At 72.9% G+C, this 24,324-nt stretch carries 22 protein-coding genes and 2 pseudogenes; 7 read left to right on the top strand and 17 right to left on the bottom strand.

Going from position 1 to position 24,324, the window contains the following annotated elements; genetic code table 11:
* Positions 1 to 66: 66 nt before the first annotated feature.
* The 14 genes from AB0G20_RS06835 to AB0G20_RS06770 form a co-directional block, all read right to left on the bottom strand.
* Positions 67 to 978 (bottom strand): LysR family transcriptional regulator, encoded by a 912-nt coding sequence (locus AB0G20_RS06835; RefSeq protein ID WP_361296881.1) that lies wholly within the window; start codon positions 976 to 978, stop codon positions 67 to 69.
* A 44-nt stretch (positions 979 to 1,022) separates the two neighbouring features.
* On the bottom strand, positions 1,023 to 2,069 hold the full coding sequence (locus tag AB0G20_RS06830; protein WP_361296878.1) for an MBL fold metallo-hydrolase: 1,047 nt from the start codon (positions 2,067 to 2,069) through the stop codon (positions 1,023 to 1,025).
* 20 nt (positions 2,070 to 2,089) lie between these two features.
* Positions 2,090 to 2,947, bottom strand: coding sequence for a DUF6282 family protein (locus AB0G20_RS06825; protein ID WP_361296875.1), 858 nt, complete (start codon positions 2,945 to 2,947; stop codon positions 2,090 to 2,092).
* Positions 2,940 to 4,751 carry an isocitrate/isopropylmalate family dehydrogenase gene (locus AB0G20_RS06820; protein ID WP_361296872.1) on the bottom strand — a complete coding sequence of 604 codons (1,812 nt, stop codon included), beginning with the start codon at positions 4,749 to 4,751 and terminating at the stop codon, positions 2,940 to 2,942. The genes AB0G20_RS06825 and AB0G20_RS06820 overlap by 8 nt, the downstream gene beginning before the upstream one ends.
* A complete protein-coding gene (locus tag AB0G20_RS06815; protein ID WP_361296869.1) occupies positions 4,748 to 6,160 on the bottom strand; it encodes a hypothetical protein in 1,413 nt (470 codons plus the stop codon). The genes AB0G20_RS06820 and AB0G20_RS06815 overlap by 4 nt, the downstream gene beginning before the upstream one ends.
* Positions 6,157 to 7,089 (bottom strand): hypothetical protein, encoded by a 933-nt coding sequence (locus AB0G20_RS06810; protein WP_361296862.1) that lies wholly within the window; start codon positions 7,087 to 7,089, stop codon positions 6,157 to 6,159. Before AB0G20_RS06810 ends, AB0G20_RS06815 begins: the two co-directional genes overlap by 4 nt.
* Before the next feature lie 32 nt (positions 7,090 to 7,121).
* The gene (locus tag AB0G20_RS06805) at positions 7,122 to 8,558 is read right to left on the bottom strand and encodes an FAD-binding protein (protein WP_361296859.1); all 1,437 of its coding nucleotides are present in this window, start codon (positions 8,556 to 8,558) and stop codon (positions 7,122 to 7,124) included.
* Positions 8,559 to 8,605: 47 nt separating this feature from the next.
* Positions 8,606 to 9,196, bottom strand: a complete 591-nt coding sequence (locus AB0G20_RS06800; RefSeq protein WP_361296856.1) for a YciI family protein — start codon at positions 9,194 to 9,196, stop codon at positions 8,606 to 8,608.
* A gap of 99 nt (positions 9,197 to 9,295) precedes the next feature.
* Positions 9,296 to 10,276 carry a nitronate monooxygenase gene (locus AB0G20_RS06795; RefSeq protein WP_361296853.1) on the bottom strand — a complete coding sequence of 327 codons (981 nt, stop codon included), beginning with the start codon at positions 10,274 to 10,276 and terminating at the stop codon, positions 9,296 to 9,298.
* 314 nt (positions 10,277 to 10,590) lie between these two features.
* On the bottom strand, positions 10,591 to 11,619 hold the full coding sequence (locus AB0G20_RS06790) for a LysR family transcriptional regulator (protein WP_361296850.1): 1,029 nt from the start codon (positions 11,617 to 11,619) through the stop codon (positions 10,591 to 10,593).
* Between the two features lie 144 nt (positions 11,620 to 11,763).
* Positions 11,764 to 12,375, bottom strand: coding sequence for a TetR family transcriptional regulator (locus AB0G20_RS06785; RefSeq protein WP_361296847.1), 612 nt, complete (start codon positions 12,373 to 12,375; stop codon positions 11,764 to 11,766).
* Between the two features lie 83 nt (positions 12,376 to 12,458).
* Positions 12,459 to 13,232, bottom strand: coding sequence for an HAD-IB family hydrolase (locus tag AB0G20_RS06780; RefSeq protein ID WP_361296844.1), 774 nt, complete (start codon positions 13,230 to 13,232; stop codon positions 12,459 to 12,461).
* Complete coding sequence (locus AB0G20_RS06775) at positions 13,229 to 14,359, bottom strand: oxidoreductase (protein ID WP_361296841.1); 1,131 nt, start codon at positions 14,357 to 14,359, stop codon at positions 13,229 to 13,231. The genes AB0G20_RS06780 and AB0G20_RS06775 overlap by 4 nt, the downstream gene beginning before the upstream one ends.
* Positions 14,353 to 15,387 (bottom strand): ScbA/BarX family gamma-butyrolactone biosynthesis protein, encoded by a 1,035-nt coding sequence (locus AB0G20_RS06770; RefSeq protein ID WP_361296838.1) that lies wholly within the window; start codon positions 15,385 to 15,387, stop codon positions 14,353 to 14,355. Before AB0G20_RS06770 ends, AB0G20_RS06775 begins: the two co-directional genes overlap by 7 nt.
* Before the next feature lie 205 nt (positions 15,388 to 15,592).
* Here AB0G20_RS06770 and AB0G20_RS06765 point away from each other — a divergent pair, with 205 nt between their 5' ends.
* Complete coding sequence (locus tag AB0G20_RS06765) at positions 15,593 to 16,246, top strand: ScbR family autoregulator-binding transcription factor (RefSeq protein WP_361296835.1); 654 nt, start codon at positions 15,593 to 15,595, stop codon at positions 16,244 to 16,246.
* A gap of 138 nt (positions 16,247 to 16,384) precedes the next feature.
* On the opposite strand, the gene AB0G20_RS06760 is transcribed toward AB0G20_RS06765, so the two are convergent.
* Positions 16,385 to 17,665 (bottom strand): MFS transporter, encoded by a 1,281-nt coding sequence (locus AB0G20_RS06760; protein ID WP_361296832.1) that lies wholly within the window; start codon positions 17,663 to 17,665, stop codon positions 16,385 to 16,387.
* 98 nt (positions 17,666 to 17,763) lie between these two features.
* Here AB0G20_RS06760 and AB0G20_RS06755 point away from each other — a divergent pair, with 98 nt between their 5' ends.
* From AB0G20_RS06755 to AB0G20_RS06740, 4 genes are all read left to right on the top strand, one after another.
* The gene (locus AB0G20_RS06755) at positions 17,764 to 18,147 is read left to right on the top strand and encodes an ArsR family transcriptional regulator (RefSeq protein WP_361296829.1); all 384 of its coding nucleotides are present in this window, start codon (positions 17,764 to 17,766) and stop codon (positions 18,145 to 18,147) included.
* Between the two features lie 87 nt (positions 18,148 to 18,234).
* The gene (locus AB0G20_RS06750) at positions 18,235 to 19,407 is read left to right on the top strand and encodes a histidine kinase (protein ID WP_361296826.1); all 1,173 of its coding nucleotides are present in this window, start codon (positions 18,235 to 18,237) and stop codon (positions 19,405 to 19,407) included.
* The gene (locus AB0G20_RS06745; RefSeq protein ID WP_361296823.1) at positions 19,404 to 20,147 is read left to right on the top strand and encodes a response regulator transcription factor; all 744 of its coding nucleotides are present in this window, start codon (positions 19,404 to 19,406) and stop codon (positions 20,145 to 20,147) included. Before AB0G20_RS06750 ends, AB0G20_RS06745 begins: the two co-directional genes overlap by 4 nt.
* A gap of 97 nt (positions 20,148 to 20,244) precedes the next feature.
* A complete protein-coding gene (locus tag AB0G20_RS06740) occupies positions 20,245 to 21,423 on the top strand; it encodes a serine hydrolase domain-containing protein (RefSeq protein ID WP_361296820.1) in 1,179 nt (392 codons plus the stop codon).
* A gap of 10 nt (positions 21,424 to 21,433) precedes the next feature.
* Here the strand turns inward: AB0G20_RS06740 and AB0G20_RS06735 are convergent.
* Both AB0G20_RS06735 and AB0G20_RS06730 read right to left on the bottom strand, forming a co-directional pair.
* Positions 21,434 to 21,550 (bottom strand): annotated as a pseudogene (locus AB0G20_RS06735) (DNA-binding response regulator); the annotation flags it as partial.
* Positions 21,550 to 22,110 (bottom strand): annotated as a pseudogene (locus AB0G20_RS06730) (MMPL family transporter); the annotation flags it as partial. The pseudogenes AB0G20_RS06730 and AB0G20_RS06735, both read right to left, overlap by 1 nt.
* Before the next feature lie 347 nt (positions 22,111 to 22,457).
* Here AB0G20_RS06730 and AB0G20_RS06725 point away from each other — a divergent pair.
* Positions 22,458 to 22,661: a cold-shock protein gene (locus AB0G20_RS06725; RefSeq protein ID WP_030846597.1), complete on the top strand. Its 204-nt coding sequence runs from the start codon at positions 22,458 to 22,460 to the stop codon at positions 22,659 to 22,661.
* Positions 22,662 to 22,813: 152 nt separating this feature from the next.
* Positions 22,814 to 24,259 (top strand): DEAD/DEAH box helicase, encoded by a 1,446-nt coding sequence (locus AB0G20_RS06720; protein ID WP_361296817.1) that lies wholly within the window; start codon positions 22,814 to 22,816, stop codon positions 24,257 to 24,259.
* Positions 24,260 to 24,324 lie beyond the last annotated feature (65 nt).

Here is a 24,324-nt window from a genome sequence, read left to right as displayed (position 1 = left end):
GACCGAATAACGAAAAGCGGTATGACCACAGTGGTCATACCGCTTTTCGTGAAGGTTTTCCGGTGATTATGAGTGGAGCGGTTCGGCGAACACCTCGCGGGCCGCCGCCACGACTTCCTCCAGGTCACCGCCGTGCGCCCGGTCCTTGCGCCAGATCAGCCCGGTCTCCAGACGAGGATGGAAATCGGAGAAGGGAAGAACGATGACATTGTCGAGACGGTAATTCTGCACGGGACTTCTGGGATCCAGCATCGAAATGGAGAACGCCAGGCCACTGGCCACTATTTCGGAAACTCCGTCGAGGGTGGCGCTGCCCAGTTCGACGCGCTTCTTGATGCCGAGTTCGGCGAGCTGCTGGTCGAGTCCGCGGAAGTACGCGTTGGTCACCGCCGTCGGGGATCCCGCGTAGGCGAGTCCGGCCAGTTCCGCGAGGGCGACGGACTCCCGCCCCGCGAACCGGTCCCGGGGCACGACCGCGCCGAGCCGCTCCGACATCACCGGCACCTGCTCCAGCGCCGGGTCGCCGCCGGCCGGGAGCCGGGCCAGGGTCAGCGCCAGTCTGCCGTCGCACACCGCGTCGACGAGCCGGTCGGTGCCGCCGGGCCAGCGCTTGATCTCGAACCGGTCGCTGACCCGCTCGGCGAGGGCGTCCATCCGTTCCCGCAGGTCGGGATGGACGCCGCTGGGGACGCCGAGCAGCAGGGTGGTCCGCGCCGGCCGGGCCGTCTCGTCCAGCCGCCACCGGATGGAGTCGACCTGCTCCAGCACCCCGCGCGCGATCGGCAGCAGCGCGCTGCCGGCCGGGGTGAGCCGCACGTGATGGGTGTCCCGGTCGAACAGCCGGTGCCCGACCTCGTTCTCGAGGTCCTTGATCCGCCGGCTCAACGGGGATGCGGCCATGTGCAGTTTGCGGGCCGCGGTGGAGAAGTTCAGTTCTTGGGCGACGGCGAGGAAGTAGCGCAGGTGCAGGAGCTCCACGGGATTCACCCTAACCGCTGTGACCGCGGGGCCTCGCCGCCCTGTCACCCGGGGAATTCGGAGATCCTGATCGGCGGCGGCAGGAGTTTTCGGGCGGGATCCGGACGCCACCGGGCCGTGCCCGTGCCGTCCCGTACGACCCGCCCGAAGGCCTGGTCGCCGAAGTGGAAGGCGAACGCGTGGGTGCGCGGCAGCAGGAGGCGGGTCAGAAGGGTCCGGCGGGCCTTCAGGACCGCGCCGGTGTCCGTGTCGGGGCCGGAGGGCCACTCGGGGTGGGCCAGCTGGGCGGGGGTGTGGAACGCGTCGCCGAAGACCAGGACATGGTGTCCGCCGGAGGCAGCGATCACGTAGGTGGTGTGTCCGGGGCTGTGGCCCGGGGTGACCAGCGCGGTGACGCCGGGCCAGATCTCCGCGCCGTCGCCGAACGTCCGCAGCACCCTCGACATCGGCACCATGAATCCGTCCCAGGACGGGGCACCGACCTCGATCTCGCGCCGCCAGAAGGGCTCCCATTCGGCGGCGGCCACCAGGTAGTCGGCGCGCGGGAACGCCTTGCGCGGTACCCGCTCGCCGTCCGTGCGGAAGCCCAGGCCGGTGTGGTCGGTGTGCAGGTGGGTGAAAGCCACGGTGTCGACGGACTCCGGGGGCACCCGCAGCCGGCGCAGGGTGTCCGGCAACGCGCCCGCGCGGGAGACACCGAGGGACGGGGAGAGCACGTTGCCGCCGAGTCCCGCGTCGATCAGCAGCCGCCGCCCGCCCCGCTCTACGAGCAGCCCGCCCGCCGAGGCGGCGATCCGGCCGGACCGGGTCAGCGCCTCGGGGTGGTCCCGCCAGTAGGCGGCGGGGACGGCGGGGAGGAAGCCCGTGGGGTCCAGCTCCATCGCGCCGTCGACGACGTAGGTGAGCCGGGTGTCTCCGACGGTGAGGGTACGGACCGCCGACTGGTCGTTCAGCGCGCCGGGGCCGGTGGAGGTGGAGTGGCCCGTGGCCGCGTGGGCGCTTTCCGAGGACGCGGCGTACGCGGCCGTGGCCGCCGTGCCGCGCAGGAGCGCGCGACGGGACATGCCGAGGGGGCGGGGGAGGTCGGTCATGAGCCTTCCTGGTACGGCGGTCAGGGCGCCAGCAGCGCTGCCGGGTTGAGTGCGGTGACGGCACGGACCTGGTGGGGCGTCAGCTGCGCCTGTTCGAACCAGCTCTCGCTGAGCGACAGCCACTCGGTGGGGTCCGGCTGGTCCGGCTGCCCGAGATCGGAGCTGAACACCACCCGGGGGTGGGCGCGTACGACGTCTCCCAGATGCCCGGCGTCACGGTGCCCCAGGAGCAACGTCAGGGCGGTGACCTCGACGTACACCTCCGGCACACCGGCGAGTTGGGTGAGGTCGGCGGGGGTGAGGCCGGTCATCGGATGCGTGGCGTGGGTCAGCAGCAACCGGGGCAGGTCCAGCCGGGCCGCCTCGTCGACCACGCGCAGGGTCTCCTCCCGGTCGCAGTGGCCCGTCGCCAGGACGACCGGGAGGTCCCGGGCCGCCCGGAGCACCTCGCGCACGGGACGCCGGAGCTGTCCGGTGTCGTCCAGGACCCGGTCGCCGCGCCACCGTTCGGTGTCCAGCAGCGGGTGGAAGGGTTGCCGGTGCAGCCGGGAGGGATGGGCGGGGCCGACGAGGGTGGGCAGGTGGACGACCAGCCGGGCGGGGCTGTCCTGGCCGTGGGTGTAGACGGCCTGTTCCACCACCCGGGGGTGCACGCCTCCGGCGAGGTCGTTGAGGACGACGGTGCCGGAGACGGGCAGCCCCTCCTGACGGGCCTCCCACGCGCTCGCCGCGGTGCAGCCCAGGTGGCTCTTGATCACCACCCAGCCGTCGATCCCGGCGTAGGCCCGGCCGGCGCCGCCGGTGGTGAGACGGCGCCGGTACAGGTCGGGGCCCGCGTGGTAGTGGACGTCCACCACCCGCCGCGCGAGGTCACGCATCGGCGGTCTGCCGCGCCGGGCCCTCCCACGGCCTCGCGTAGCCGAACGTCTTGCGGGCCTCGTCCAGCCGCAGTCCGGTGTCCACGGCCTCGGCGATCGCCGTCTCGGTCCGCTCGACGCGCTCGGCACGGCCCGCGACCTCGGCGGCGTGCGCCGCGGGCACGACGAGTACGCCGTTGTCGTCGGCGACCACGACATCGCCGGGGCGTACGGTCACGTCGCCGACGGTGATCTCCCGTCCGGTCGCGGCGAGTTCGACGCGGTTCTTGCCGCTGACCATCGTGGCGCCGGTGCTGAACAGGGGGTATCCGGCGGCCCGGATCTCGGCGATGTCCCGGGCCGAGCCGTGCACCGCGGTGCCGCGCACGCCGCGGCTGCGGGCCACGGAGGTGAGCAGCGAACCCCAGTTGGTGCAGTCCGTGCTGCCCGCGTTGTCGACCACGACGAAGGCGCCCTCGGGGACGTCGTCCAGGTAGTTCGCCGCGTTCCGGAAGCCCTGGCCGTCACCGTCCACCGGGCGGTAGGTGACGGTGTACGCCAGGCCGGCCGTACGGGCTCCGGGCACCCGGGCGCTCAGGCCCGCGAGGACTCCGCCGATGCCGAGGCTGTCCAGGGCGTCGGAGACGGAGGCGGTGTCGAGGCGGGCGAGCCGGTCGACGACGTCCTGGGGGACGAGGGTGCTCTCCGCCGATTCGGCTGTTCCCTCCTCCAGCCGGCCGGCGACGGCACGCGCCACCTCCCTGGTCCCCGACGTGCCGCCCAGGTCGTACGTGACGGTCTTACGGGCGCGGGCGACGGTGCGTACGGCGTTGCGCAACTCCTCGCCCGGCACGTCGAGTCCGAGGTGGCCGAGCATCTGGGCGATCGTGAGGAGCATCGCCATCGGGTTGGCCCTGTCCTTGCCGACCATGCCGGGGGCGCTGCCGTGCACCGGCTCGAAGTAGCTGCCGTGGTCGCCGATGTTGCCGCTCGGGGCGAGACCGAGTCCGCCCATGACACCGGCGCCGAGGTCGGAGAGGATGTCGCCGAACATGTTCTCGGCGACCAGGACGCCGAACCGTTCCGGCCTGCGGACCATCCACAGGGCGACGGCGTCGACGTTGAGGATCTCCGTCTCGATGTCCGGGTACTCCTGGGCGATCAGTTCGAGGCGCTCGCGCAGCAGGTTGCCGCTGTTGCGCAGGACCATCGGCTTGTCCGCGACCGTGAGCAGGCGCTTGCCGTGCGCCTCGGCGTGGGCGAAGCCGAAGCGGAGCAGGCGGTCGATGCCGTGGCGGGTCTGCAGGCGCAGGGTGAGGCTGGTGTCCTCCGGGCCCGATGCCGCCGCGTTCGGGTGGTGCCGTACGGCGTTCCAGAGCGGCTCGTCGAGGCCGTGGACGTCGATGCCGGCGTACAGGCCCTCCGTGTTCTCGCGGATGACGGTGAAGTCGAACCGGCCGCCGTCGAGGTCGGTGACCGGACGGATGTTGGCGTACAGGCCGAGGCGCTGGCGGAGTTGGAGGACCGGTGAGACGTACTGGAGTCCGGTGCCGCGCAGGGACGGGGCGAGTTCGGCCTCCGTCTCCCGCACGGGCTTGCTGGTGATGGCACCCAGGAGGCAGGTGTCGGTCTCCTCCAGCAGCTTCCAGGTGCGCTGCGGGACGGGGTCGCCCTCCTCGCGCCAGCAGTCCCAGCCGATGTCTCCGAACCGGAACTCCAGGGGCAGGTCCAGCTTTTCGACGGTGTCGAGCGCGGCGGAGACGACCTCCGGGCCGATGCCGTCGCCCGGGAGGACGGCGACGCTCTTCTTCGGGGTCGGCTTCATGTCAGTCCCTTCTCCCGCAGGAAGGCGCCGATGAGGGCGGACACTTCCGCGGGCTGATCGGTGTGGGGGCGCATGCCGGCCTCGGCGACGACATGCACCCGGTGGTGCGGGCCGGCGGCGGTGTGCCGCCGTGTGACGAGCTGCGAACGCCCGCCGACGATGTGCAGCAGGGGGCCGGGGTGCGCCTCGACGGCCGCGGCCAGATCGATGCCGCACAGCAGCCGGAGCCCCCCGTCGAGCCGCTGGGCCGGGGTCTGGTGGGCAGGGGGCGGGAGGTCGGCGGGGACGGCCGGGGCGGTGCCGCCTCGCACGAGACGGCCGAGGGCCGCCGGGGTGGCACCGGCACGCGCGAGGCGACCAAGGCCGTCGACCGCGCCGTCGACCACCACCCGCCCGTCGTTGCTCTCCGCGGGCCGATCACCGCCCGCCCGGCCGACAGCGGAGCCAACCCCCTCCGGGCGATCACCGCCCACCCCGTCGGCGGCGACTCCCGCCCGCGCGGCGGGGGTGTCGCCGGGGGCCGCCGGGGCGGTGCCGGCGCGCGTGAGGTGACCAAGGCCGTCGACCGCGCCGTCGACCACCACCCGCCCGTCGTGGCTCTCCGCGGGCCGATCACCGCCCGCCCGGCCGACAGCGGTGCCGACTCCCGCCGGGCGATCACCGCCCACCCCGTCGGCGGCGACTCCCGCCCGCGCGGCGGCTGCCGCCACGGCGGAGCCAACCCCCTCCGGGCGATCACCGCCCGCCCCGCCGGCGGCGACTCCCGTCCGCGCGGCGGGGGTGTCGCCGGGGGCCGCCGGGGCGGTGCCGGCGCGCGTGAGGTGACCAAGGTCGCCCACCGCGCCGTCGCTCCGGCACGCGGCATCGCCCTCGGCTGCCGTCCGCGCGGCGGTTGCCTTCGGGCCGGGGCCGGGGGGCGGGGGTGTGCCGTCCGGCTGGACCCTCTCGTGCAGCAGCGCGAGGGACGCCTCCGTGTGGCCGGTGGCCGCCAGGTCGGCGATCTCGGTGAGGCGGTGTTCCAGGAGCGCGTCCGAGCGGGCCGGGCCCGAGACGAGGAGGGCCGCCGTGCCGGGGGCGACGTACGGGAGGAGTCCCTGGGCCACGGCTCCGCCCAGGGCGTTCCCGCACAGCAGGTCGATGCGGCCGAAGGCGGGGAGCAGGGCCCGCCAGCGGGCGACGAGGTCGTCCAGGGTGCGTACGCGCTCGTCCCACAGGGAGAGCGTGTCGACCACCGTCACCCGGAGCCCGGCCCCCGCCGCCGTCAGCGTGTCGATGACCGGGGCGAAGAACGCTCCCTCGTCCCACGCCGGCGTGACGGGGGCGAAGACCAGGGCGTGGGCGTGCGCCGGGCCGGCGGCGGTCCGGGGTGGGTGGACCGCCGTCGGCACAGCAGTTCCGGTGTGGGTCACCGGGCGCCCGCGAGGGTGCGCGCGGTGGCGAGCACCTCGCCGTGCCGGCCCACCAGTTCCTTGCGGTGCTCCACCGGCAGGTCGTACCGGCCCAGCACCAGATCCGGCAGCGGCAGCGAGGGCGAGCCCTCGGGGACGTTCGCGAGGAGCAGGTCCGCCAGCTCCAGCACGGGCTCCAGGTTGAGGCGCGCGGCGGCCTCCGGGTCCGTGCGGTCCAGGTGCGCCAGCCACTGCTCGGCGATGAGGTTGCCCGGGCCCTTGCCCATGCCCTGGATCGAGGAGTCCATCCAGGTCGCGCCGGCGGCCTCGGCGCTGATGGCGTTGGACAGGGCGAGCCCCAGGTTGTTGTGGGCGTGCAGCCCGACCGGGCCCCCGGTGACCGACCTGGTCAGGGTGGTCAGGTGGGCGGTGTCCACCGGCGACAGGCTGCCGTTGGAGTCGGCGAGGTAGACGAACTCGGCACCCGCGTCGGTCGCGGCGGCCGCCACCTCGACCACGTCGCGGCCCGGCCACTGGCTGATCCGGGCGAAGTTGACGCCCACCGTGAAGCCGATGTCCCGGGCCTGGCGGATGTAGTCCAGGCCGGGCTCGTAGCCCTTGGCCGGCAGGATGATGCGGACGAGCCGCGCCCCGGCCTGGTACATGGCGGGCAGGTCGTCGCGGGTGATGTTCTTCGGGTGCAGGATCATCGCGACGTGCCGGGGGCCGACCTCCTGGGCCATCGCGGCGATGTAGTCGTCGTCGCCCCGGCCGGTGAGCCCCAGGCCGGGCATCGGGACGAGCGAGCCCTTGCGGTAGGCGATCTCGACCCAGTCGAACCCGGCCTCGACGCTCAGCTTCGCGTGCTTCAGGGCGTAGCCGAGCGGGAAGTCGAAGCCGTTGCGATAACCGCCGTCGCGGAGGGTGACATCGATGTTGACCATACTCATGGGGTCCTCCAGAAAGCTGACGTGAGGGTGTGTCAGGCGGACTGCCGGGCCTGGACCGCGTGGTGCGCGGCGAGCCGGCCGAAGATCAGCGAGCGCAGCACGGACGTGGCCGGCGGGTAGGCCTTGTAGAAGAGGCCGGTGGCCTCGCCGGCGGCGTACAGGCCGGGGATGGCCGTGCCGGACGGGGTGACGACGCGGGCGTCGAGGTCGGTGCGGACGCCGCCGTAGGTGAAGCAGATCGCGGCGGTCACCGGGACGCCGATGAACGGCGCGGTGTCCAGGGGCGTGGCCCAGTTGGACTTGGGCGGGGTGAGGCCGACGGTGCTCTTGCCGTCGAGGCGGGTCGGGTCGAACTCCCCTTCCCCGACACCCGCGTTGAACTCGGCGACGGTCTTCGCCAGTCCCTCGGCGTCGATGCCGAGCTTGTCGGCGAGCTCCTCCAGGGTGTCCGCCTGCTCCGGCGGTACGTCGCTGAGCAGCGAGTTCATGATGCCCGGGATGGCGAGGGTCTTGGCGTCGGCGATCCAGTACGCCTCCTGGTCCTGGTTGCGCCAGATCTCGTAGCCGACGTGCTCGAAGGTGTTGTCCCAGGTGTCGCGGCCCTCGTCGAAGAACCGCTGCATACGGCCGTTGACGAAGATGCCGCAGCTGAAGCCGTACAGCACCGCGTCGGCCTTGCTGGTGCGGCGGTCGACCGGCTCGGCGTGGATGCCGTCGAACTGGCCGGCCGTGTCGGCGCCGAGCTCCAGTGCCATGCGCAGGGCGTCACCGCGGTTGTTGGCGATGCCGGGCGCGATCAGCGGCAGGTCGCAGGCGCGGTCGCCGACGTAGCGGGTGAGCATCTCGGTGTTGCCCTGGAAGCCACCGCAGGCCAGGACCACCGCGCGGCCGGTCAGCCGCCGGGTGCGGCCGTCGGGGCCGCGCACCACGACGCCGTCGACGGCACCGTCCTCGGCGGTGGTCAGGCGCAGCGCCTCCGTCTCGTAGTGGATGTCGACGCGGGGGTCCTTCTCCAGGGCCGCGCCGAGGTGTTCGACGATGGAGGCGCCGCCGCCGCGGGGGCTGGCCGGCGGGGTCATGGAGGGGGTGCCGCCGTCGAAGGTGTGCGGCAGCGGGAAGTCGGCGTAGGCGATCTCGACCCCGTGCTTCTCCACGAAGGCGAGGGTCTGCGGGGACTCGCGCTCCACCGTGCGGCAGTACTCGACGTCGGCGAGGCCGCCGGAGACGCGGCCGACGTGCTCGGCCCAGTCGGTGTCGAGCCGCCGCTGCTCGTCGACGCGGAGGAAGGCACCGGTCCAGCGGGTGGCGCCGCCGCGTTCGTCCTCGGTGGACCGTTCGAGTATCGCGATCCGGGCGGGCGTCTCGCGCCCTTCGGTGGCCTCGGCGAAGGACAGGGCGGCCGACAGGCCGGCGGCGCCGAATCCGACGACGACGAGGTCGTAGGGGGCGGGCGTGGACGGGACGGTCATGGTTGCTCCTTGCGGTCGTGCGTGCCGGGCGGTGCGGTGCGGCGGGTTCAGCGGTTGGGGCTGATGACCCGGCTGGTGCGGTAGAGGCGGTACTTGGCGCCGGTCACGGTCTTCGCGAACTCCTGGTAGCGGCTGGTGAAGCCGGGGTCGTCGAAGATGGCGTTGAACCGCTTCTCGTCGGTCCAGGCCGCGAGGTTGATCACCGCGTCGCCGTCGACGCTGGTGAGCAGGCGGGAGCCGCGGAATCCGTCGGCGGTGGCGGCGACGTGCTCGACGGCACCGGCGAGGGCGTCGACCGTGGTGGGCGCGTCCTCGGTGGTGGCGACGTTGATGAGCAGGACGCTGTCGTCGGGGACGGCCGCGGTGACGACACCGGGGCTGGCGTTCTTCCCCTCGAAGGCGACCCGGTCGTACGAGGCGATGCCGAGCTTGTGCCACGGGTCGCTCTCGATGAGCTCCCGCACGGTGGCCTCGTCGAGGTCGGCGGTGACGATGACGGCACCGCCGTCGGGCCGGGGCCCGCTCAGCAGGATCCGTCCCTGGTCGGAGTGGTCCCGCAGCCAGGCCTTGTGCTCGGGCAGGTGCGCGGTGACGGTCTCGCGGGGCTGGAGGTAGGTGAGGGTGAGGACGTGGATCACGGGTTTTCTCCGGTGTGAGGAAGGACAGCCCGTCCGGCGGTCGAGGACGGGGCCGTTCAGGGCGATTCGGGTGGGGTCCGGGGCTGGGCCCGGGGGAGGTCAGGGCGTGATGCGCCCGGCGAGGCCGCGCAGGATGGACTCGGCCTCGGCGACCGTCTCGCGCACGACGCTCCCCGCCGGCCGGATGTCGTGGACCAGGTCGAGGACCTCACCGGCGAACAGCGCGCGCCGGCTCGTGTCGTCGCGGGCGACCGCCGCGGCCCACTCGGGCTCGATCTCGGCGCGCCGGGCGGCGAGTTCGGCGTCGCGGCCGGTCCAGGCGCGGGTGAAGTCGTTGCTCACCGAGCGCGCCTGGTAGACCTCGTCCCACGGGATGCCGCGTACGACGTCGAAGGCCCGGGTGTCGACGAGGTCCGCCGTGGCCCCGGAGACCAGCGAGGACTTGAAGCCGGGCGTGCCCAGCGACTCCTCGGTGACGGCGAAGCGGGTGCCCATCATGACGCCGTCGGCGCCGAGGGCGAGGGCGGCGGCCAGGCCCCGGCCGTCCGCGAAACCGCCCGCGGCGACGACGGGCACCACTCCCTGGGTGATGTCGAGCACGGCCGGGATCAGCGGCAGTGTCGCCTGTGTCTTGTGGTGGCCGCCGGCCTCGGCGCCCTGGGCCACCAGCACGGAGGCCCCGGCCTGCAGGGCCACGGCCGCCTGCTCGGGATCGTGCACCTGGACCACGACGTGGGCACCGCTCTCGGCGGCGGAGGCGACGTACCGGCGTACCTGGTCCGGGTCGCCGAACGACAGGGCGACGACCGGCGGGGCGTAGCCGAGCACCTTGTCCCACAGGCCCGGGCGCTCGTCGAAGGTGAACATCACGCAGCCGACGCCCCAGACGCCACCGGCCTGCGCGGCCTGCCCCACGTGTTCGTCGATGAAGGCGGGGTCGCCATAGCTGACACCGACGAGTCCCAGCCCGCCGGCGCGGGTGACGGCGGTGGTGAGCCGTCCTCCGGACACGGACCCCATGGGGGCACTGATGACGGGGTGGTCGATGCCGAGCAGTTCCGTCAGCTTGGTGGAGATCACGCTTCTCCCCTGTTTTCCCGGCCGCGGCCGAATGGATCAGGAATGAATCCGACGTCATTGGGAAATCGATCGGAAATTGCCGTGTGACCGAACCGCATTCGTGTCACATACAGGAGACTAGGTTCGGCGGATCTCGCCTGTCCAAGACCTAAACCGCGTAGTAGCCATAACGCTCCGGCTATGACGGAATGTGACCCTCCGGTAAGGTGACCTCGGAGTAAGTTTCCGCTTTCATTTCCTGCGGGGAAACACAGAACGGCCGGTCCGGAACAAGAAGTTCCGGACCGGCCGTCGGATGGGGCCGAAAAGGGAGATCAGGGGCGGTAGGGCCACCCGCACCGAGTGGCCACCCGGCCCAGGTACCGGGCCGCGCGGCTGCCGGCCAGGGCGGTCACGGCCAGCCGTTCACGGGGCGCGGAGGCGGTGGGCAGCGGGCGCCAGACGAGCCGCGGATCGTCCGTCACGGCCGCGCTCGGGCGCAGGGCCACCAGATCGCGGGTGGTCTGCAGGGCGTGCACGAACAGAGCCTGCTGGTCCTGGTCGACGGGATGCAGCACGGCCTTCCAGCCCAGCGCCGTCAGCTGCGCCGGCACGGCGTCGGCGTACCCGGGCGCGCATCCCTCGTCGTACCAGAGGAGGCGCTGCGTGGAGAGGTCGTCCCAGGTCAGGCCCGGTTGCGCGGCCAGGGGGTGCGCGGTGGGCAGGACGACGCCGAGCGGCTCGTCCCATACGACGGCGCGGGCGAGGTGGGGCGTGGTCACCGGCAGCCGCATGATCCCGAACACGATCTCGCCGTGCTCCAGCAGCTCGGGCTGCTCGGCCGCGCCCACCGAACGCATGCGCAGGTGCGGCCCGGGTCTGCCCCTGACGTGGTGGGCGCCCTGCCCGGCGAGGCCGTTCTGCACTTCCGCGAGAACCTCCGCCGGCACGCCTCCGCACACGCCGACGGACCAGAGCGCGGGGGTGGGGGCGGCGGCCGCGATGGCCGACCGGAGCTGGCCGGGGATGCTCTGGATCTCCCGGAGAAAGGCCCGGCCACCCGCCGTCAGTTCGACACCGCGGGAGCTGCGAACGAAAAGCGCGGCTCCTATTCGCTGCTCCAGCCGTTTGATCTGCTGACTCAGACTCGGCTGCGATATACGCAATTCTTTGGCGGCTGCGGAGACGGTGCCGGAGCGGACCACCGCCAGGAAATACCGAAGGTGTCGCATATCGAAGTCGTCGACATGTTCGGCATGGTTGACAGCGCGCTGAATCTCCTCCTGGTGCGACTCCTCGGGGGCCATGCCGAAGGCTGCCTGCCCGAGGGGGAACGGACCGATCCTTTCATCCAGCACACTCATCTGCTTCCCTCCGTCACTTCATGGCGACCGCGACCGCGGACCGGCCTGCGACCGGGCAGCGGGCGGCCCGGCGGACCGGGACAGCATCATCATGACAGAAAAAACCTTCGGGATGGAATTTTTTACGCGTCCGAAACGACAACCTCATCGCCCGGCCATGTCCCGGCAGCCCCCGCGATCACCGGCGAGCGCGTCGAGCAGGAGACGCCACACCGCCTCCCTGGTGGGGGCGCGGCCGTACTGGTCGTCACACTGCGAGGCGTGGAGAGCGCCGTGCAGTGAGGTCAGCAGCAGTTCGGCGACCAGGTCCGGCGGATAGGGGGCCATGCCGTCCTCCTGCTGCGCCCTGCGGACGAGGCCGACCAGATGACGCCGCACGTCCTCGAAGAGGTCCGGGGCCGCGCGGGCCAGACAGGGCAGGTCGCTGGCGAGCCGGAGGGCCGCTCTGAGCCGGATGTCCGAGCGCAGGCGCTGGGCGAGCTCCAGGACCAGTTCCTCCAGCACGGCACGGGCCGCGGCACCCGGCACGTCCCGGGCGTGCCGCATCTCCTCCCACGCCACGCGGGACTGGGCGAGCAGGGTCGTGGCGAGGATCTCCTTGGACGGGAAGTGCCCGTAGAGGGCCCCCTTGGTCATCCCCGTCCGCCTCGCCACGTCGTTCAGCGTGGCCTTGGCGTATCCCTGCGCCGCGAACTCCTCGGCCGCGGCGTCCAGCACCTTCTCACGTGTGCGCAGCGCCCTTTCCTGTTTGGCCATGGGGGGTGCCCTCCGGTCTTGATCGAGAGCACAAACATACCCCTGGGAAGGATTCCTTCGAGGAGACGAAAGTCGGCCGTACATCAGGGACTCAGGAAGGCCGGATCCTGCCGGTGGCCTGGGGCGGAACAGGGCGGTCGACCGGTTGCCGCGACGGCTTTTCCGGGGTGTGGACCGGTGTCCCCGGGGAGGGTCGTCCAGCCGAGCCTGGCGGCCTCCTGCCGCAGGGCGGGGGCGCCGCCGATCACGACCGGGTGGCCGACGGAGCGGAGCATGGGCAGGTCGCTGTCGTGGTCGCCGTACGCGTGACAGTCAGAGGCGCGGGCGCCGCGCTCCGCGAGGTGGGCCTCGACCGCGTCGGCCTTGGCCCGCCCGATCATCGGCCGGTCGATCTCGCCGGTCAGCAGCCCGTCATCGGTGACGGTCTGCGCGGCGCACCGTACGGCGGTGGCGCCGAGGTCCGCGGCGACGGCGTCCACGAGGGGGCGCAGGGAGCCGGAGACCAGCACGATCTCGTGCCCGAGGGCGCGGTGCCGGGCGAGGGCGTGCAGTCCGGCGGTCACGAAGGCGCGCTCGCCGCGGCGGTGGAGGGCGTACCAGTCGCGGGCGGCGGCCTGGAGGAGCGAGAGGGGCGTGCCCCTGTAGCGGCGGTAGTACTCGCGGTTGAGCCGGGAGCGGTCGGGCGGGCCGGCTGCCGCCGTGGACGGGGTCGCGGGCGGTGCCGGCTGCCTGCCCGTGCCCGCCGGGCGGCCCTGCCGAGTCGCCCAGAAATCCCAGAAGTCGAGCAGGCTCTTCGTGGCGACGAGGGTCTCGTCGACGTCGAAGAAGGCGACCGGGACGGCTGACGTCCGGGTCATGGCCGGTCACCTCCCGCCGGGGACAGGACCGCCTCCGCGTAGGCCCGGGCCGCAGTGTCCGGGTCCAGGGCGGCGTGGGCCGCGATGGCCGTGGCGTCCCGCCAGGCGCGTTGTACGGCGCTGTCCGGGGACTGGGCGCGCAGGCCGGAGGCGTGGAACAGCGCGTCGACCGCCTCCCGGCACAGGGTGGCCGCGGCCGTGGCGTCCCTGCGGTTCTCCGCGACCGCGAGCGCTGTGATCTCGCCCCGGTCGGCGCGCTCGGCCGCGCCGGTCAGGAGCAGACCGGCGGCGTGGATCCGCGCCGACGCCCGGGCCAGCACGGTGTGGGTCGCCGGGTGGGGGTGCTCGGCAGCGAGCCGTTCGCCGGTCCAGACGCGCAGGGCCCCGCGGGCGGCTCCGAGCAGCGGCGCGGCGAACATCAGCGCCGCGACCATGGGGTACGGCACGGTGTGGCAGCGGGCCGCGCCGGGCCTGCTCCGCAGGAGTGCGGCGAGCGTGTACGTCCGGTGCCGCGGAACGACGACCCCTTCGCACCGCACCGTGTTGCTGCCGGTGCCCCGCAGGCCCGAGGAGTGCCAGGTGTCCTCCACGGTCACCTGCGCGCGGGGGACGGCGAAGATCCGGTGCTCCCGCCCCTCCTCGCCGTCCGTCCAGGAGGCCAGCAGGACCCAGTCCGCGTGGTCGACCCCGCTGGCCGGCCGCCAGGCGCCGTCGAGGCGCCAGCCGCCGTCGACCGCCACCGCCGCGCCCTGGGGCGGTACCACCGCGGCGGCGATCCGCACGTCCGGTCCGTCCGCCCACACCTCGCCCTGCCCCTCGGGCGGGAGATAGGCGGCCAGCCGTCCGTGCGCGGCGAAGAGCGCGGCGCACCACGCCGTGGCGGCACAGGCCTCCCCCGCCTCCGCCACACCGGCCACCAGCGGGACGAACTTCCCCGCTTCTCCGCCGAACGGGCCGGGCACGAAGTGACGCGGAAAGCCCGCACGGGTCAGCGCGTCGACGACATCGGCCGTGAGGGCACGCCGCTCCTCCGCTGCCCGGGCGTCCCGGCGGGCGGTCTCCGTCAGGGCCGACAGGTCACGCAAGGGTGCGCGCCGGGCGGCGTGTTCCGGTTCGTCGATCAGCATGCGGCCCCCGTACGGCGGTGGGCACGGCCGGGCGTGCCGCACCGGATGCGGGCCCGGGCGAGCGTGCGGTCGCCTTGCGTGGCGGTCAGGCGGAGGAGGCCGGCGTGCTCGTCGTGCGGCTCCCCGGCCTCTGCCCCGCGGGGCTCCAGGCTGATGGCCACCGGCAGGTCCGGTTCCCCGAACGAGTCGTACGCGACGGCGAGTTCACCGATGTCCCGCACCCGGGCCGGGCCGGTGGCGCCCTGGGTGGCGGCGACCCCGGCCGCCTGGCGGAAGGCCTCCACGAGGGCCATGCCCGGTATGTGGTCCGACGGGTGGTCGAAGAGGACGGGGTGGCCGGGGTCCAGCCGCAGCCACCACCGGCCGGAGCGCTCCACGTCGGAGGCGAGGAGGACGTCGCGGTCGCGCCACAGCCCGACCCTGGCCGGTGGCAGCGAGGCGGCCCCGGCGGCAGCCGCGTGGGCCGGTCCGGACACCACGGGTGGCTGCGCGGCGCCGCGCTTGCGGAGGACCGCGTACCGGCGTGGCTCCATGGCCTCCCAGAGGACTCGCGCCCGGCCCGCTGCCCGGCCCGCCGCCCACACCGTCGCGTCCAGTTCCAGGCAGGCGCGGCGGGGGTTGCCGGTCGTACGCCGGCAACGCGCCAGAAGCGTCGCGTCGGACGAGGGCGGCAGCGGCTCGTCGAGTTCGACGGCGACCTCGCCGAGGACGAAGGGATGCCCGAGGGGGATGTCGTGGAAACGGTGGGACAGATGGATCGCCGCCTGCCGGGCCGTCTCGGCCAGCAGTACGGGGTCCAGGGTCCCCTCGTCGGGGCGGTCGGCGGTGATGAACTGCCCCCGGGGTAACCGGGCGGCGACCGCGAACCGGTCCTCGCCCAGGTGCCTCGCGTCGGTCAGGAGCACTTCCGTGGAGGCGGACTTGTGCACGGATTCGCGGGCTACGGGGCGGTCGTAGCGGAGCGCGCCACCGGGAGGTCCGGGGATGTGGAGGTCCGGCGGCGCGGCGGGGGACGGTACGCAGTGCAAGATTCTGTTCCCTTTCGGGTCGCGGAAGCAGGAGTGGGCCCGCTATGGTCCCGTCGTTCACGGGAAGCGACGCGAAAAAAGATACCTTCCAGAAGGTATAGAGCAGAGAATCGTTTTGAGCCAGTACGGCGGGAAACATTCCGTCCACCCCGGCCGAACACGTCAACCCGCTCCGGCTGAGGCCGCCGAGTCAGAGGAACCGAGCATGTCCGAGCCGCAGCCAGCCCTCGCCGGGTTCGCGCCGAGGAAATTCGTCACCAGGAGGGGGCCCGACCCCAAGCAGGAACGGTCCGCGCGCACCAGGTTGCTGGTGCTCACCGCGGCGTCCGAGCTCTTCGCCGAGCAGGGATTCCGGCACACGTCGGTCAAGGACGTGGCCGACCGCGTGAAGATGACGAAGGGCGCGGTCTACTTCCACTACCCCACCAAGGAGGCGCTGGCCGTGGCGGTGGTGGAGGAGCACTACGCCCGGTGGCCGGCGCTTCTGGAAGAGGTCCTGGCGGAGGGGTTCGGGCCGCTGGAGACGGCGGAGCGGATGCTGGCGCGCACGGCGGTGTCGTTCCGGGACGACATCGTCGTGCAGGCGGGGGCGCGTCTGCAGATAGAGCGCCCGCACATCGACGCCGAGCTGCCGACGCCGTACGTCGACTGGACCGAGCTCCTGGCCTCGCTGCTCGTCGCGGCGCGGGACGAGGGCCAGGTGCGGGAGGGCGTCTCGCCGGAGGCGGCGGCGCGGTCCCTGGTCTCGGCGTTCTTCGGCGCCCAGCACATCTCGGACGTGCTCAGGGGACGCGCGGACGTGGTGGAGCGCTGGACGGAGACGAGCGAACTGCTCTTCCACGCCATCCGGGCACACTGACCCGGGGCCTCGGAAGCGGCTCCGGGCGCCGGGGCGCACACCCGTGCGTGGCGGTGCTCCGCGGCCGAAGCCGTGGAGCACCGCCACGCGGGTACACCCGGGGACCCGGCACCGACGCCGTCCCGTCACGCCGAACCGTCACACCGGCTCGGACACCCGGCGGTGGCCGGAGAGCACGACGAGCCCGCCGACAACGGCGAGGCCCATCAGGACGGTGCCGAAGAGGGTCGCGCCGGTCGGCAGGCCCACCGCGTCCATGAGGTAGCCCGTGGACACCGGCAGGAGGCCGGCCGGGATGTAACCGCCCACGTTCAGCGCGGCGTTGGCCTCGGCGAGGCGCTGCGCCGGGACGGTGGAGTTGAGCAGCGACAGACCGCCGAGCTGGCCCATGCCCTGGCCGGCCCCGGCGAGCAGGGCGGAGGCGACGAGCAGCGCGACCGACGAGGTGTGCACGGCGGCGATCAGCGCGGCCATGCTGAGGGTGGTGCTGATCGCACCGGCGGTCAGGATGGTGCGCCGGGGCAGCTTCTGCACGGCGAACTGGACGCCGGTGGCGGCGAGGAACATGACGAACGCCATGGCTCCGGCGACGATCCGGCTGGTGGTGCCGAGCAGTTCGGTCAGCAGGGTGGGGCCGAGCGACAGCACGAAGGACGTGGCGGTGATGCCGGGGGCGAACACCGCGATGCCCAGGGTGAGGTGGATGCCGTTGCCGTGCGGCACGCCGGGCACGCGCACCCAGGCGCCCTTGCCGCGGGCGGCGGGACGGCGTACCGGCATGCGCAGCACGGCGAGGACGGCCGTCAGCAGCAGCAGCGCCTCGACGACGAAGACGGTGACGGTGGGGGCCGGCAGCGTCTCGGACAGCAGGCCGGCGAGCAGCGGGCCGAGGCCGGCCCCGAAGACCATCGCGCAGGAGGCCAGCAGCGCGGCCAGCCGCTTCCGCTCCGGGCCCGCCACGTCCGTCACGGCGGCCATGCCGGCGGAGACGACCGCGCCGACGGCGATGCCGGTGAACAGCCGGGCGACGATCAGCGCGGCGACCGTCGTGGCGGTCGCGAAGATCGCGCAGGCGGCCAGGGCGAGCGCGAGGGCGGGCAGCAGCACGGGCTTGCGTCCCAGCCGGTCGGAGACGACGCCCGACACGAGCAGCGAGCCGAGCAGTCCGACGATGTAGAACGCGAAGACGACGGTCAGGGTGCCCTTGGAGAACCCGATGTCGCGCTGCCACAGCACGTACAGCGGAGTCGCCGCGTTGGACAGCACGAAGACGGCGGTGACCGGCCAGGCCGCCAGCCACACCCACCAGGTGGGCGTGCGGGCCGCGGCCCGCTCCGGCGCCGCGGGCGTGACCGGCTCCGGCGGTGCGGCCTGCTGTTCGTCCACCGTCTCGGCGGACAGGGTCCGACTCTCCGACATGGGTTGCTCCCTCCGGCAAGCTAAGTACGAGTCCGTTCGAACTTAGCATGCAGTACGATTGAACTCGTACATAGGATTTCGGTTATAGGGAGCTGCCTATGTCTGCGACCGTTCGACAGGCGCCGGTCATCAAGGTGGTGCCGGAGCCGGAGAACCTGCCGGAACCGCTGCCCGAGCCGGCGGTCGGGGAGCTGCGGCTGGAGACCGTGCTGGGCGCGTTGAGCGACCCGCTGCGGCTGCGGATCGTGCGCAAACTCCTGCTGGAGTCGGAGGCGTTCGACCACTCCTGCGGCTGGTTCGGCCTCGACCGCCCCAAGTCCTCCCTGACCCACCACTTCAAGGCCCTGCGCGAGGCCGGCGTCACCCGCCAGCGCCAGTACGGCCTGGAACGCCGCAGCCATGTCCGCGTGGACGACCTCAACGCCCGGTTCCCCGGGCTGGTGGACCTGGTCGCGGCGTGGACACCGCCGAAGACGCCCTGAACCAGGGCTGGTTCACCCGGCGCGTGCGGCCGCCGGCCCGCTACGGTTCCGGGGTCGGGCAGCACGGGACGGGGGTCGTACGTCGCCATGGGCATACGCGGGGAAGTGCGCGGGTGGTGGGAGCGGGGGCGGGTGCTCGCGGCGGACAATCCGCTCCTGGTCGACATCGGTGTCGCGCTGCTCGTCCAGGGCGCGATGACCATGCCGTTCCTCGTGCCGCGCGCGCCGGGGATGCCGCCGGCGACCTGGGCCGCGTACGGGCTGAGCACGCTCACCGTCGTACCCCTGGTCTGGCGCAGGCGCGCTCCCGTCGCCGTGCTGTTCGCGGTGCTGGCCGCCAACGCGCTGTACCGGCTGACCGTCGACGGGCCCGGGCAGCCGCTGCCGTACACCGGGCTGGTCGTCGTCTACACCATCGCCGCGCTGTCCGCCCCGCGCAAACGGCTCCTCACCGGGCTCCTGATGGTGGTCGCCGTGCCGGTGGGGGTGTGGCTCAACACCCGCTCGGCGCGTGAACTGACCTTCTCCCTCTTCGTGTTCATCGCCGCCTACGTGTTCGGACGGCTGACCGATGCCCGGCAGCGGGCCCACCGCGTCGAGGCCGAACAGGCCGCCGCACGCGAACGGGCCCGGATCGCACGGGAGATGCACGACATCCTGTCCCACGCCGTGAGCCTGATGATCGTGCAGGCCGAGGCCGGACCGGTGGCCGTGCGGGCCGCCCCCGAGCGGGCCGAGGCGGCCTTCGACGCCATCTCCGCGACCGGGCGGGACGCCATGGCGCAGTTGCGTCACATGCTGGGGGTGCTGCGGGACGACGGTGACGAGAGCGACGGCACCGCCCCGCGCGAGCCGCAGCCCGGACTCGCCGCGTTGCCCGGACTTCTGGACCGGGTGCGCGACAGTGGGCTCGACGTGGCCTACCGGGCCGTAGGGGACGTCCGGCCCGTTCCGGAGGGCGTCGGGGCCACCGTCTTCCGGGTGGTCCAGGAGGCCCTGACCAATACCCTCAAGCATGCGGACGCGCGTACCGTACGGGTTCAATTGGCGTATAGGAGTGCTGAGTTGGAGGTCTGCGTGATCGATGACGGGAGCGGGTCGCGATCCGCGTCCCGTCGGGGCGGGCACGGGCTCGTCGGGATTCGTGAGCGGGCCGCGGCCCACGGGGGCAGCGCGGTCGCCGGACCGGGGGCGGGCGGGCCCGGGTTCGAGGTGCGGGTGCGGATTCCCGTCTCCGCGACGGCGGAGGTGGGGTCGTGACGATCCGTGTCGTGGTCGCCGACGACCAGGAGCTCGTGCGCAGCGGCTTCGCGATGATCCTGGACGTGCAGCCGGACATCGAGGTCGTCGCCGAGGCGGGTGACGGCGGCGAGGCCGTCGACGCGGTACGGCGGCACGCCCCCGATGTGGCGCTGCTCGACATCCGGATGCCCCGCACGGACGGCATCGAGGCCTGCCGCGCGATCAGCGCGGCGAGCCGCTGCCGGACGGTGATGCTGACGACCTTCGACTCCGACGAGTACGTGTACGAGGCGCTGCACGCGGGCGCGAGCGGCTTCCTGCTCAAGGACGTCCGCCGGGACGACCTGGTGCACGCCGTCCGGGTCGTCGCCCGGGGCGACTCGCTGCTCGCCCCCTCCGTCGCCCGGCGCCTCGTGGAGCAGTACACCCGGCCCGCCGCCGCCCGGGCCCGCCGGCCCGACCCCCGGCTGGACGTCCTGACCGCCCGGGAGCGCGAGACGCTGCTGCTGCTCGCGCGCGGACTGTCGAACGCCGAGATCGCCGCCGAGCTGGTGGTCAGCGACCACACCGTCAAGACGCACGTCGGCAACGTGCTGTCGAAGCTGGGCCTCAGGGACCGGATCCAGGCCGTGATCTGCGCCTACGAGACCGGACTCGTCGCGGCCGGGGATCCCCCGCCCGGGGCTCCCCCGGCCGGGGATCCCCCGCCCGGGGGAGCGGCCCGGGCCGGGTCCTCCCCCGCGTCGGCGAGGAAGTGACGCCGCAGGACCACCGGCGGGGGCGATCCGCGGGACGGCGCCGCTCCGGAGGATGAAGACGTCACCTCAACGTCGCTTCCTCGCAACGGAGTTCGCCATGAAGACCCGTACCGGCCTCCTGACCGCCGCCGCACTCGTCGTGGGAGTCGCCGTGGGGCCGTCCGTCCTCCCGGCGGCCGCCTCCGCGCCGGCCGCGTCCACCACCGCGCGACCGGCCGCGGGGCAGTCCCCGAACCCCGCCCTCGAAGCCGCCATCGCCGGCCTCCCCACCTCCGACGCCACCGCCGCGCTCGTCCGGGTCGGCGGCAAGGAGGGCACCTGGCACGGCAGTTCGGGCGTGCACGACCTGCGGAGCGGCCGGCCCGCAGATCCGGCCGCCCGCTTCCGCGCCGGATCCGTGACCAAGGTCTTCACCGCCGCGGTCGCCCTGCAACTGGCCCAAGAGGGACGGCTGGACCTCGACCGCAGCGCCCGCTCGTATCTGCCGGAGCTGATTCCCGCCTCGTACGAGGACGTCACCGTCCGGCAGCTCCTCAACCACACGCACGGCATCCCGGCCCCGGACTTCCCCGGCACCACCGTCGAGGAGGTGTACGCGAACCGCTTCCGCATCCACGACCCCCGGGACATGGTCCGCTCGGCGACGTCGAAGAAGCGTGAGTTCGCGCCGGGCGAGCGGCAGCACTACCTCAACATCGGGTACACCGTCGCCGGCCTGGTCATCGAGCGCGTCACCCACGACTCGTACGAGCGTCAGGTCGCCCGGCGGGTGCTCGGGCCGCTGGGGCTGCGGGGCACCTACTTCCCGGGGACGAACCCGCGCATCGTCGGGCCGCACAACCACGGCTACCAGACCATGCGGCTCGACGACGGCACGACCGGACTCCGGGACGTCTCCGTGTGGGGGTCGACGGACGCGTGGGCGGCCGGGGACATCGTCTCGACCACCGCGGACCTGGAGCGGTTCACCCGGTCCCTGTTCCGGGGGCGGATCGTGCGCGGGCCGCTGCTTCAGGAGATGTTCACGCTGCCGGACGTGACCGACTTCAAGACCGGCAAGCCGGCCGCCTACTCCGCCGGTCTGTCCATGAAGGTGCTGGGCGGGCGCGAGGTGTGGGGCAAGACGGGCGGGCGCTGGGGGTACAACGCCGCCGTCGCCTCCACCCGCAACGGCTCCCGCACCCTCGTCTACAGCGTCAACTCCACCGACGCCAAGGGCCAGGACATGAACAGGACCGCCGAGGCGCTCATGGTGGCCACCTTCGGCAGGCCGTGAGACCGCCACCTCACGTCGCCGGCGGCGTCGCCCGTACGAGGCCCGTCTGGTACGCGATGACGACCAGCTGCGCGCGGTCCCTGGCGTGCAGCTTGGTCATGGCCCGGTGGATGTGCGTGCGGACGGTGCGGCGATCGCGACGCCGATCATCTCGGCCGTGCCGCCCGGCCCGCCCTCGTCGGCCAGCGCGGTACCGCCCGCCTCGACGGTCAGCCCGGCGTCCCGCGCCTGGTCGACGGCCCGCTCCAGCCGGCTGCTGCTGGCGTCGGTGAGGTCATGGGCCCCGACCTTGTACGTGACCGTCGCGAAGGCCGTCGTGCCGTCCTTGCTGATCGTCTTCGCCCGGAACGGGTCGACGACGCTCGCGACCTGTGTGCCGTCGCCGAGGCCTGCCACGGTCTTCTCGATGGACTTCCTGTTCCCGGCGGCCGTGACCTTCTCGCCGCCCGGCGCGATGAAGACGACCCTGGCCGTCGCGCTGTCGGCCGTGGCCCCGGGGAAGCGCTGCTCCATCAGGTCGAACGCCTTCTGGGACTCGATGCCGGGCATCGAGAACTCCTCGTCGACGGCGCCCGGCGCCTTGAGGGAGCCCAGCCCCACGGCGGCCAGGACGGCCGCCCAGACCAGGGCGACGTACCAGCGACGCCGGTAGGCCAGACGGCCCGATCGATACAGGAAAGCAGCCACGGCAGGGGGTCTCCACATCTGGTGTCGGACGTCTGCCAAGCCTGTCCGTGGGCGGACTGTCCCGTCGTCGTGCGCCTGCCGACAATCCGCGGTACTCGGAACGCAGTACGAACGAGGGTCGGCTCCACCTCGGGTACGAGATTCCCGAGCCATCCGGCGCCGCCTGTGCTACCTTGGCTGGTGTTGCAGTTTTGGTTCCCAGAGACTTCGAGTGCTCTATCGACCTTTGTCGACGAGCACTCTTTTTGTTTCCGAGGATTTTCGGATCTCTCCGGAGGGTGATCATCACAGCGACCCCGAATCCGCAAAGTGCGGATCTCGGGTACTGCCCCCAAAGGGAGATACACATGGCAACTGGCACCGTGAAGTGGTTCAACGCGGAAAAGGGCTTCGGCTTCATCGAGCAGGAGGGTGGCGGCCCGGACGTGTTCGCCCACTACTCGAACATCGCCACCTCCGGCTTCCGCGAGCTTCAGGAAGGCCAGAAGGTTACCTTCGACGTCACGCAGGGCCAGAAGGGCCCGCAGGCCGAGAACATCGTTCCCGCCTGACGCGTACGCGAATGCCCTGAACCGGGGCCCGCACCCTCGCGGTGCGGGCCCCGGCTCGTTTTGCTCTTCTCCGGCTCAACTCTTGCGAATCCTGCGGCTCTTCGGTGCCGCCGCGCATTCCTCGACGCGTGCCGCATCGAGGAAGGTTCCTCTTGGACCGCACGGCTCGCAAGAACAACGGCTCCTCCCACTCCCGTGGCAACGGGTTCCGGTCCCGTAAGTCGGGCGGCGGGGGCACCGCTTCCCGTCCGGCGGGCGGTGGCCGCGGTGGGCGCCGCCCCGCCCCCAGCCGGGAATTCACACCGCCCGTCACCGTCACCCCGGCGCTGCCGGCCGTCGAGGCGTTCGACGACCTCGACCTGCCCGAGCGGCTGCTGGCCGCGCTGCGCGCCGAGGGGCTGACCGCGCCGTTCCCGATCCAGGCGGCGACGCTGCCGAACTCCCTGGCCGGCCGTGACGTCCTCGGCCGTGGCCGCACCGGCTCCGGCAAGACGCTCGCCTTCGGGCTCGCCCTGCTGGCCCGCGTCGAGGGGCAGCGCGCCGAGGCCCGGCAGCCGCTGGGCCTCGTCCTCGTGCCGACCCGCGAGCTGGCCCAGCAGGTCACCGACGCCCTCACCCCCTTCGCCCGCGCTCTGCGGCTGCGGCTCGCCACCGTCGTCGGCGGCATGCCGATCGGCCGGCAGGCGAACGCGCTGCGCACCGGCGCCGAGGTCGTCGTCGCGACGCCCGGGCGGCTCAAGGACCTCATAGACCGAGGCGACTGCCGCCTGGACCACGTCGACATCACCGTCCTCGACGAGGCCGACCAGATGACCGACATGGGCTTCATGCCGCAGGTCACCGCCCTGCTCGACCAGGTGCGCCCCGGCGGTCAGCGGATGCTGTTCTCGGCCACCCTGGACCGCAACGTCGACCGGCTGGTCCGCACCTACCTGCACGACCCGGTGGTCCACTCCGTCGACCCCTCCGCGGGCGCGGTCACCACGATGGAGCACCACCTGCTGCACGTGGAGGACGACGACAAGCACGCCACCACGACCCGGATCGCCGCCCGCGACGGACGCGTGATCATGTTCCTGGACACCAAGCACGCCGCCGACCGGCTGGCCAAGAAGCTGCTGGCCGTCGGCGTGCGCGCCATGGCCCTGCACGGCGGCAAGTCCCAGTCCCAGCGGACCAGGACCCTGGCCCGCTTCAAGGACGGTCAGGTCACCGTCCTGGTGGCCACCAACGTCGCCGCCCGCGGCATCCACGTCGACAACCTCGACCTCGTCGTCAACGTCGACCCGCCCGGCGACCACAAGGACTACCTGCACCGCGGCGGCCGGACCGCGCGCGCCGGCGAGTCCGGCACCGTCGTCACGCTCGTCCTGCCCCACCAGCGCCGCGAGATGACCCGGCTGATGGCCGACGCCGGCATCACCCCGCAGGTCACCCGGGTCCGCTCGGGCGAGGACGAACTGAACCGCATCACCGGGGCGCAGGAGCCCTCGGGCGTGCCCGTCGTCCTCACCCCGCCGGCCGAGAAGCCCGCCCCGCGCACGGGTACCGCCCCGAACGCACGGCGGGGCAGGCCGTCCAGGGGCCGCCGCCGCTGAACCGGCCCTCGGGCCCCAGCTGTATTGATCACGAGCGTCGTCAACGCGGGCTGGTCCTGATGGTG

The organism is Streptomyces sp. NPDC024017, assembly GCF_040638895.1.
In the GTDB taxonomy this organism is placed as follows: domain Bacteria; phylum Actinomycetota; class Actinomycetes; order Streptomycetales; family Streptomycetaceae; genus Streptomyces.
This window is presented reverse-complemented; position numbering and strand designations above follow the sequence as displayed.

What these genes read in the sequence shown, in the direction of transcription:
- AB0G20_RS06830 (WP_361296878.1), bottom strand. Translation starts at nt 2,069, where the DNA reads ATGACCGACCTCCCCCGCCCCCTCGGCATGTCCCGTCGCGCGCTCCTG.
- AB0G20_RS06825 (WP_361296875.1), bottom strand. Translation starts at nt 2,947, where the DNA reads ATGCGTGACCTCGCGCGGCGGGTGGTGGACGTCCACTACCACGCGGGC.
- AB0G20_RS06820 (WP_361296872.1), bottom strand. Translation starts at nt 4,751, where the DNA reads ATGAAGCCGACCCCGAAGAAGAGCGTCGCCGTCCTCCCGGGCGACGGC.
- AB0G20_RS06810 (WP_361296862.1), bottom strand. Translation starts at nt 7,089, where the DNA reads ATGAGTATGGTCAACATCGATGTCACCCTCCGCGACGGCGGTTATCGC.
- AB0G20_RS06805 (WP_361296859.1), bottom strand. Translation starts at nt 8,558, where the DNA reads ATGACCGTCCCGTCCACGCCCGCCCCCTACGACCTCGTCGTCGTCGGA.
- AB0G20_RS06790 (WP_361296850.1), bottom strand. Translation starts at nt 11,619, where the DNA reads ATGAGTGTGCTGGATGAAAGGATCGGTCCGTTCCCCCTCGGGCAGGCA.
- AB0G20_RS06785 (WP_361296847.1), bottom strand. Translation starts at nt 12,375, where the DNA reads ATGGCCAAACAGGAAAGGGCGCTGCGCACACGTGAGAAGGTGCTGGAC.
- AB0G20_RS06780 (WP_361296844.1), bottom strand. Translation starts at nt 13,232, where the DNA reads ATGACCCGGACGTCAGCCGTCCCGGTCGCCTTCTTCGACGTCGACGAG.
- AB0G20_RS06775 (WP_361296841.1), bottom strand. Translation starts at nt 14,359, where the DNA reads ATGCTGATCGACGAACCGGAACACGCCGCCCGGCGCGCACCCTTGCGT.
- AB0G20_RS06765 (WP_361296835.1), top strand. Translation starts at nt 15,593, where the DNA reads ATGTCCGAGCCGCAGCCAGCCCTCGCCGGGTTCGCGCCGAGGAAATTC.
- AB0G20_RS06760 (WP_361296832.1), bottom strand. Translation starts at nt 17,665, where the DNA reads ATGTCGGAGAGTCGGACCCTGTCCGCCGAGACGGTGGACGAACAGCAG.
- AB0G20_RS06755 (WP_361296829.1), top strand. Translation starts at nt 17,764, where the DNA reads ATGTCTGCGACCGTTCGACAGGCGCCGGTCATCAAGGTGGTGCCGGAG.
- AB0G20_RS06750 (WP_361296826.1), top strand. Translation starts at nt 18,235, where the DNA reads ATGGGCATACGCGGGGAAGTGCGCGGGTGGTGGGAGCGGGGGCGGGTG.
- AB0G20_RS06740 (WP_361296820.1), top strand. Translation starts at nt 20,245, where the DNA reads ATGAAGACCCGTACCGGCCTCCTGACCGCCGCCGCACTCGTCGTGGGA.
- AB0G20_RS06725 (WP_030846597.1), top strand. Translation starts at nt 22,458, where the DNA reads ATGGCAACTGGCACCGTGAAGTGGTTCAACGCGGAAAAGGGCTTCGGC.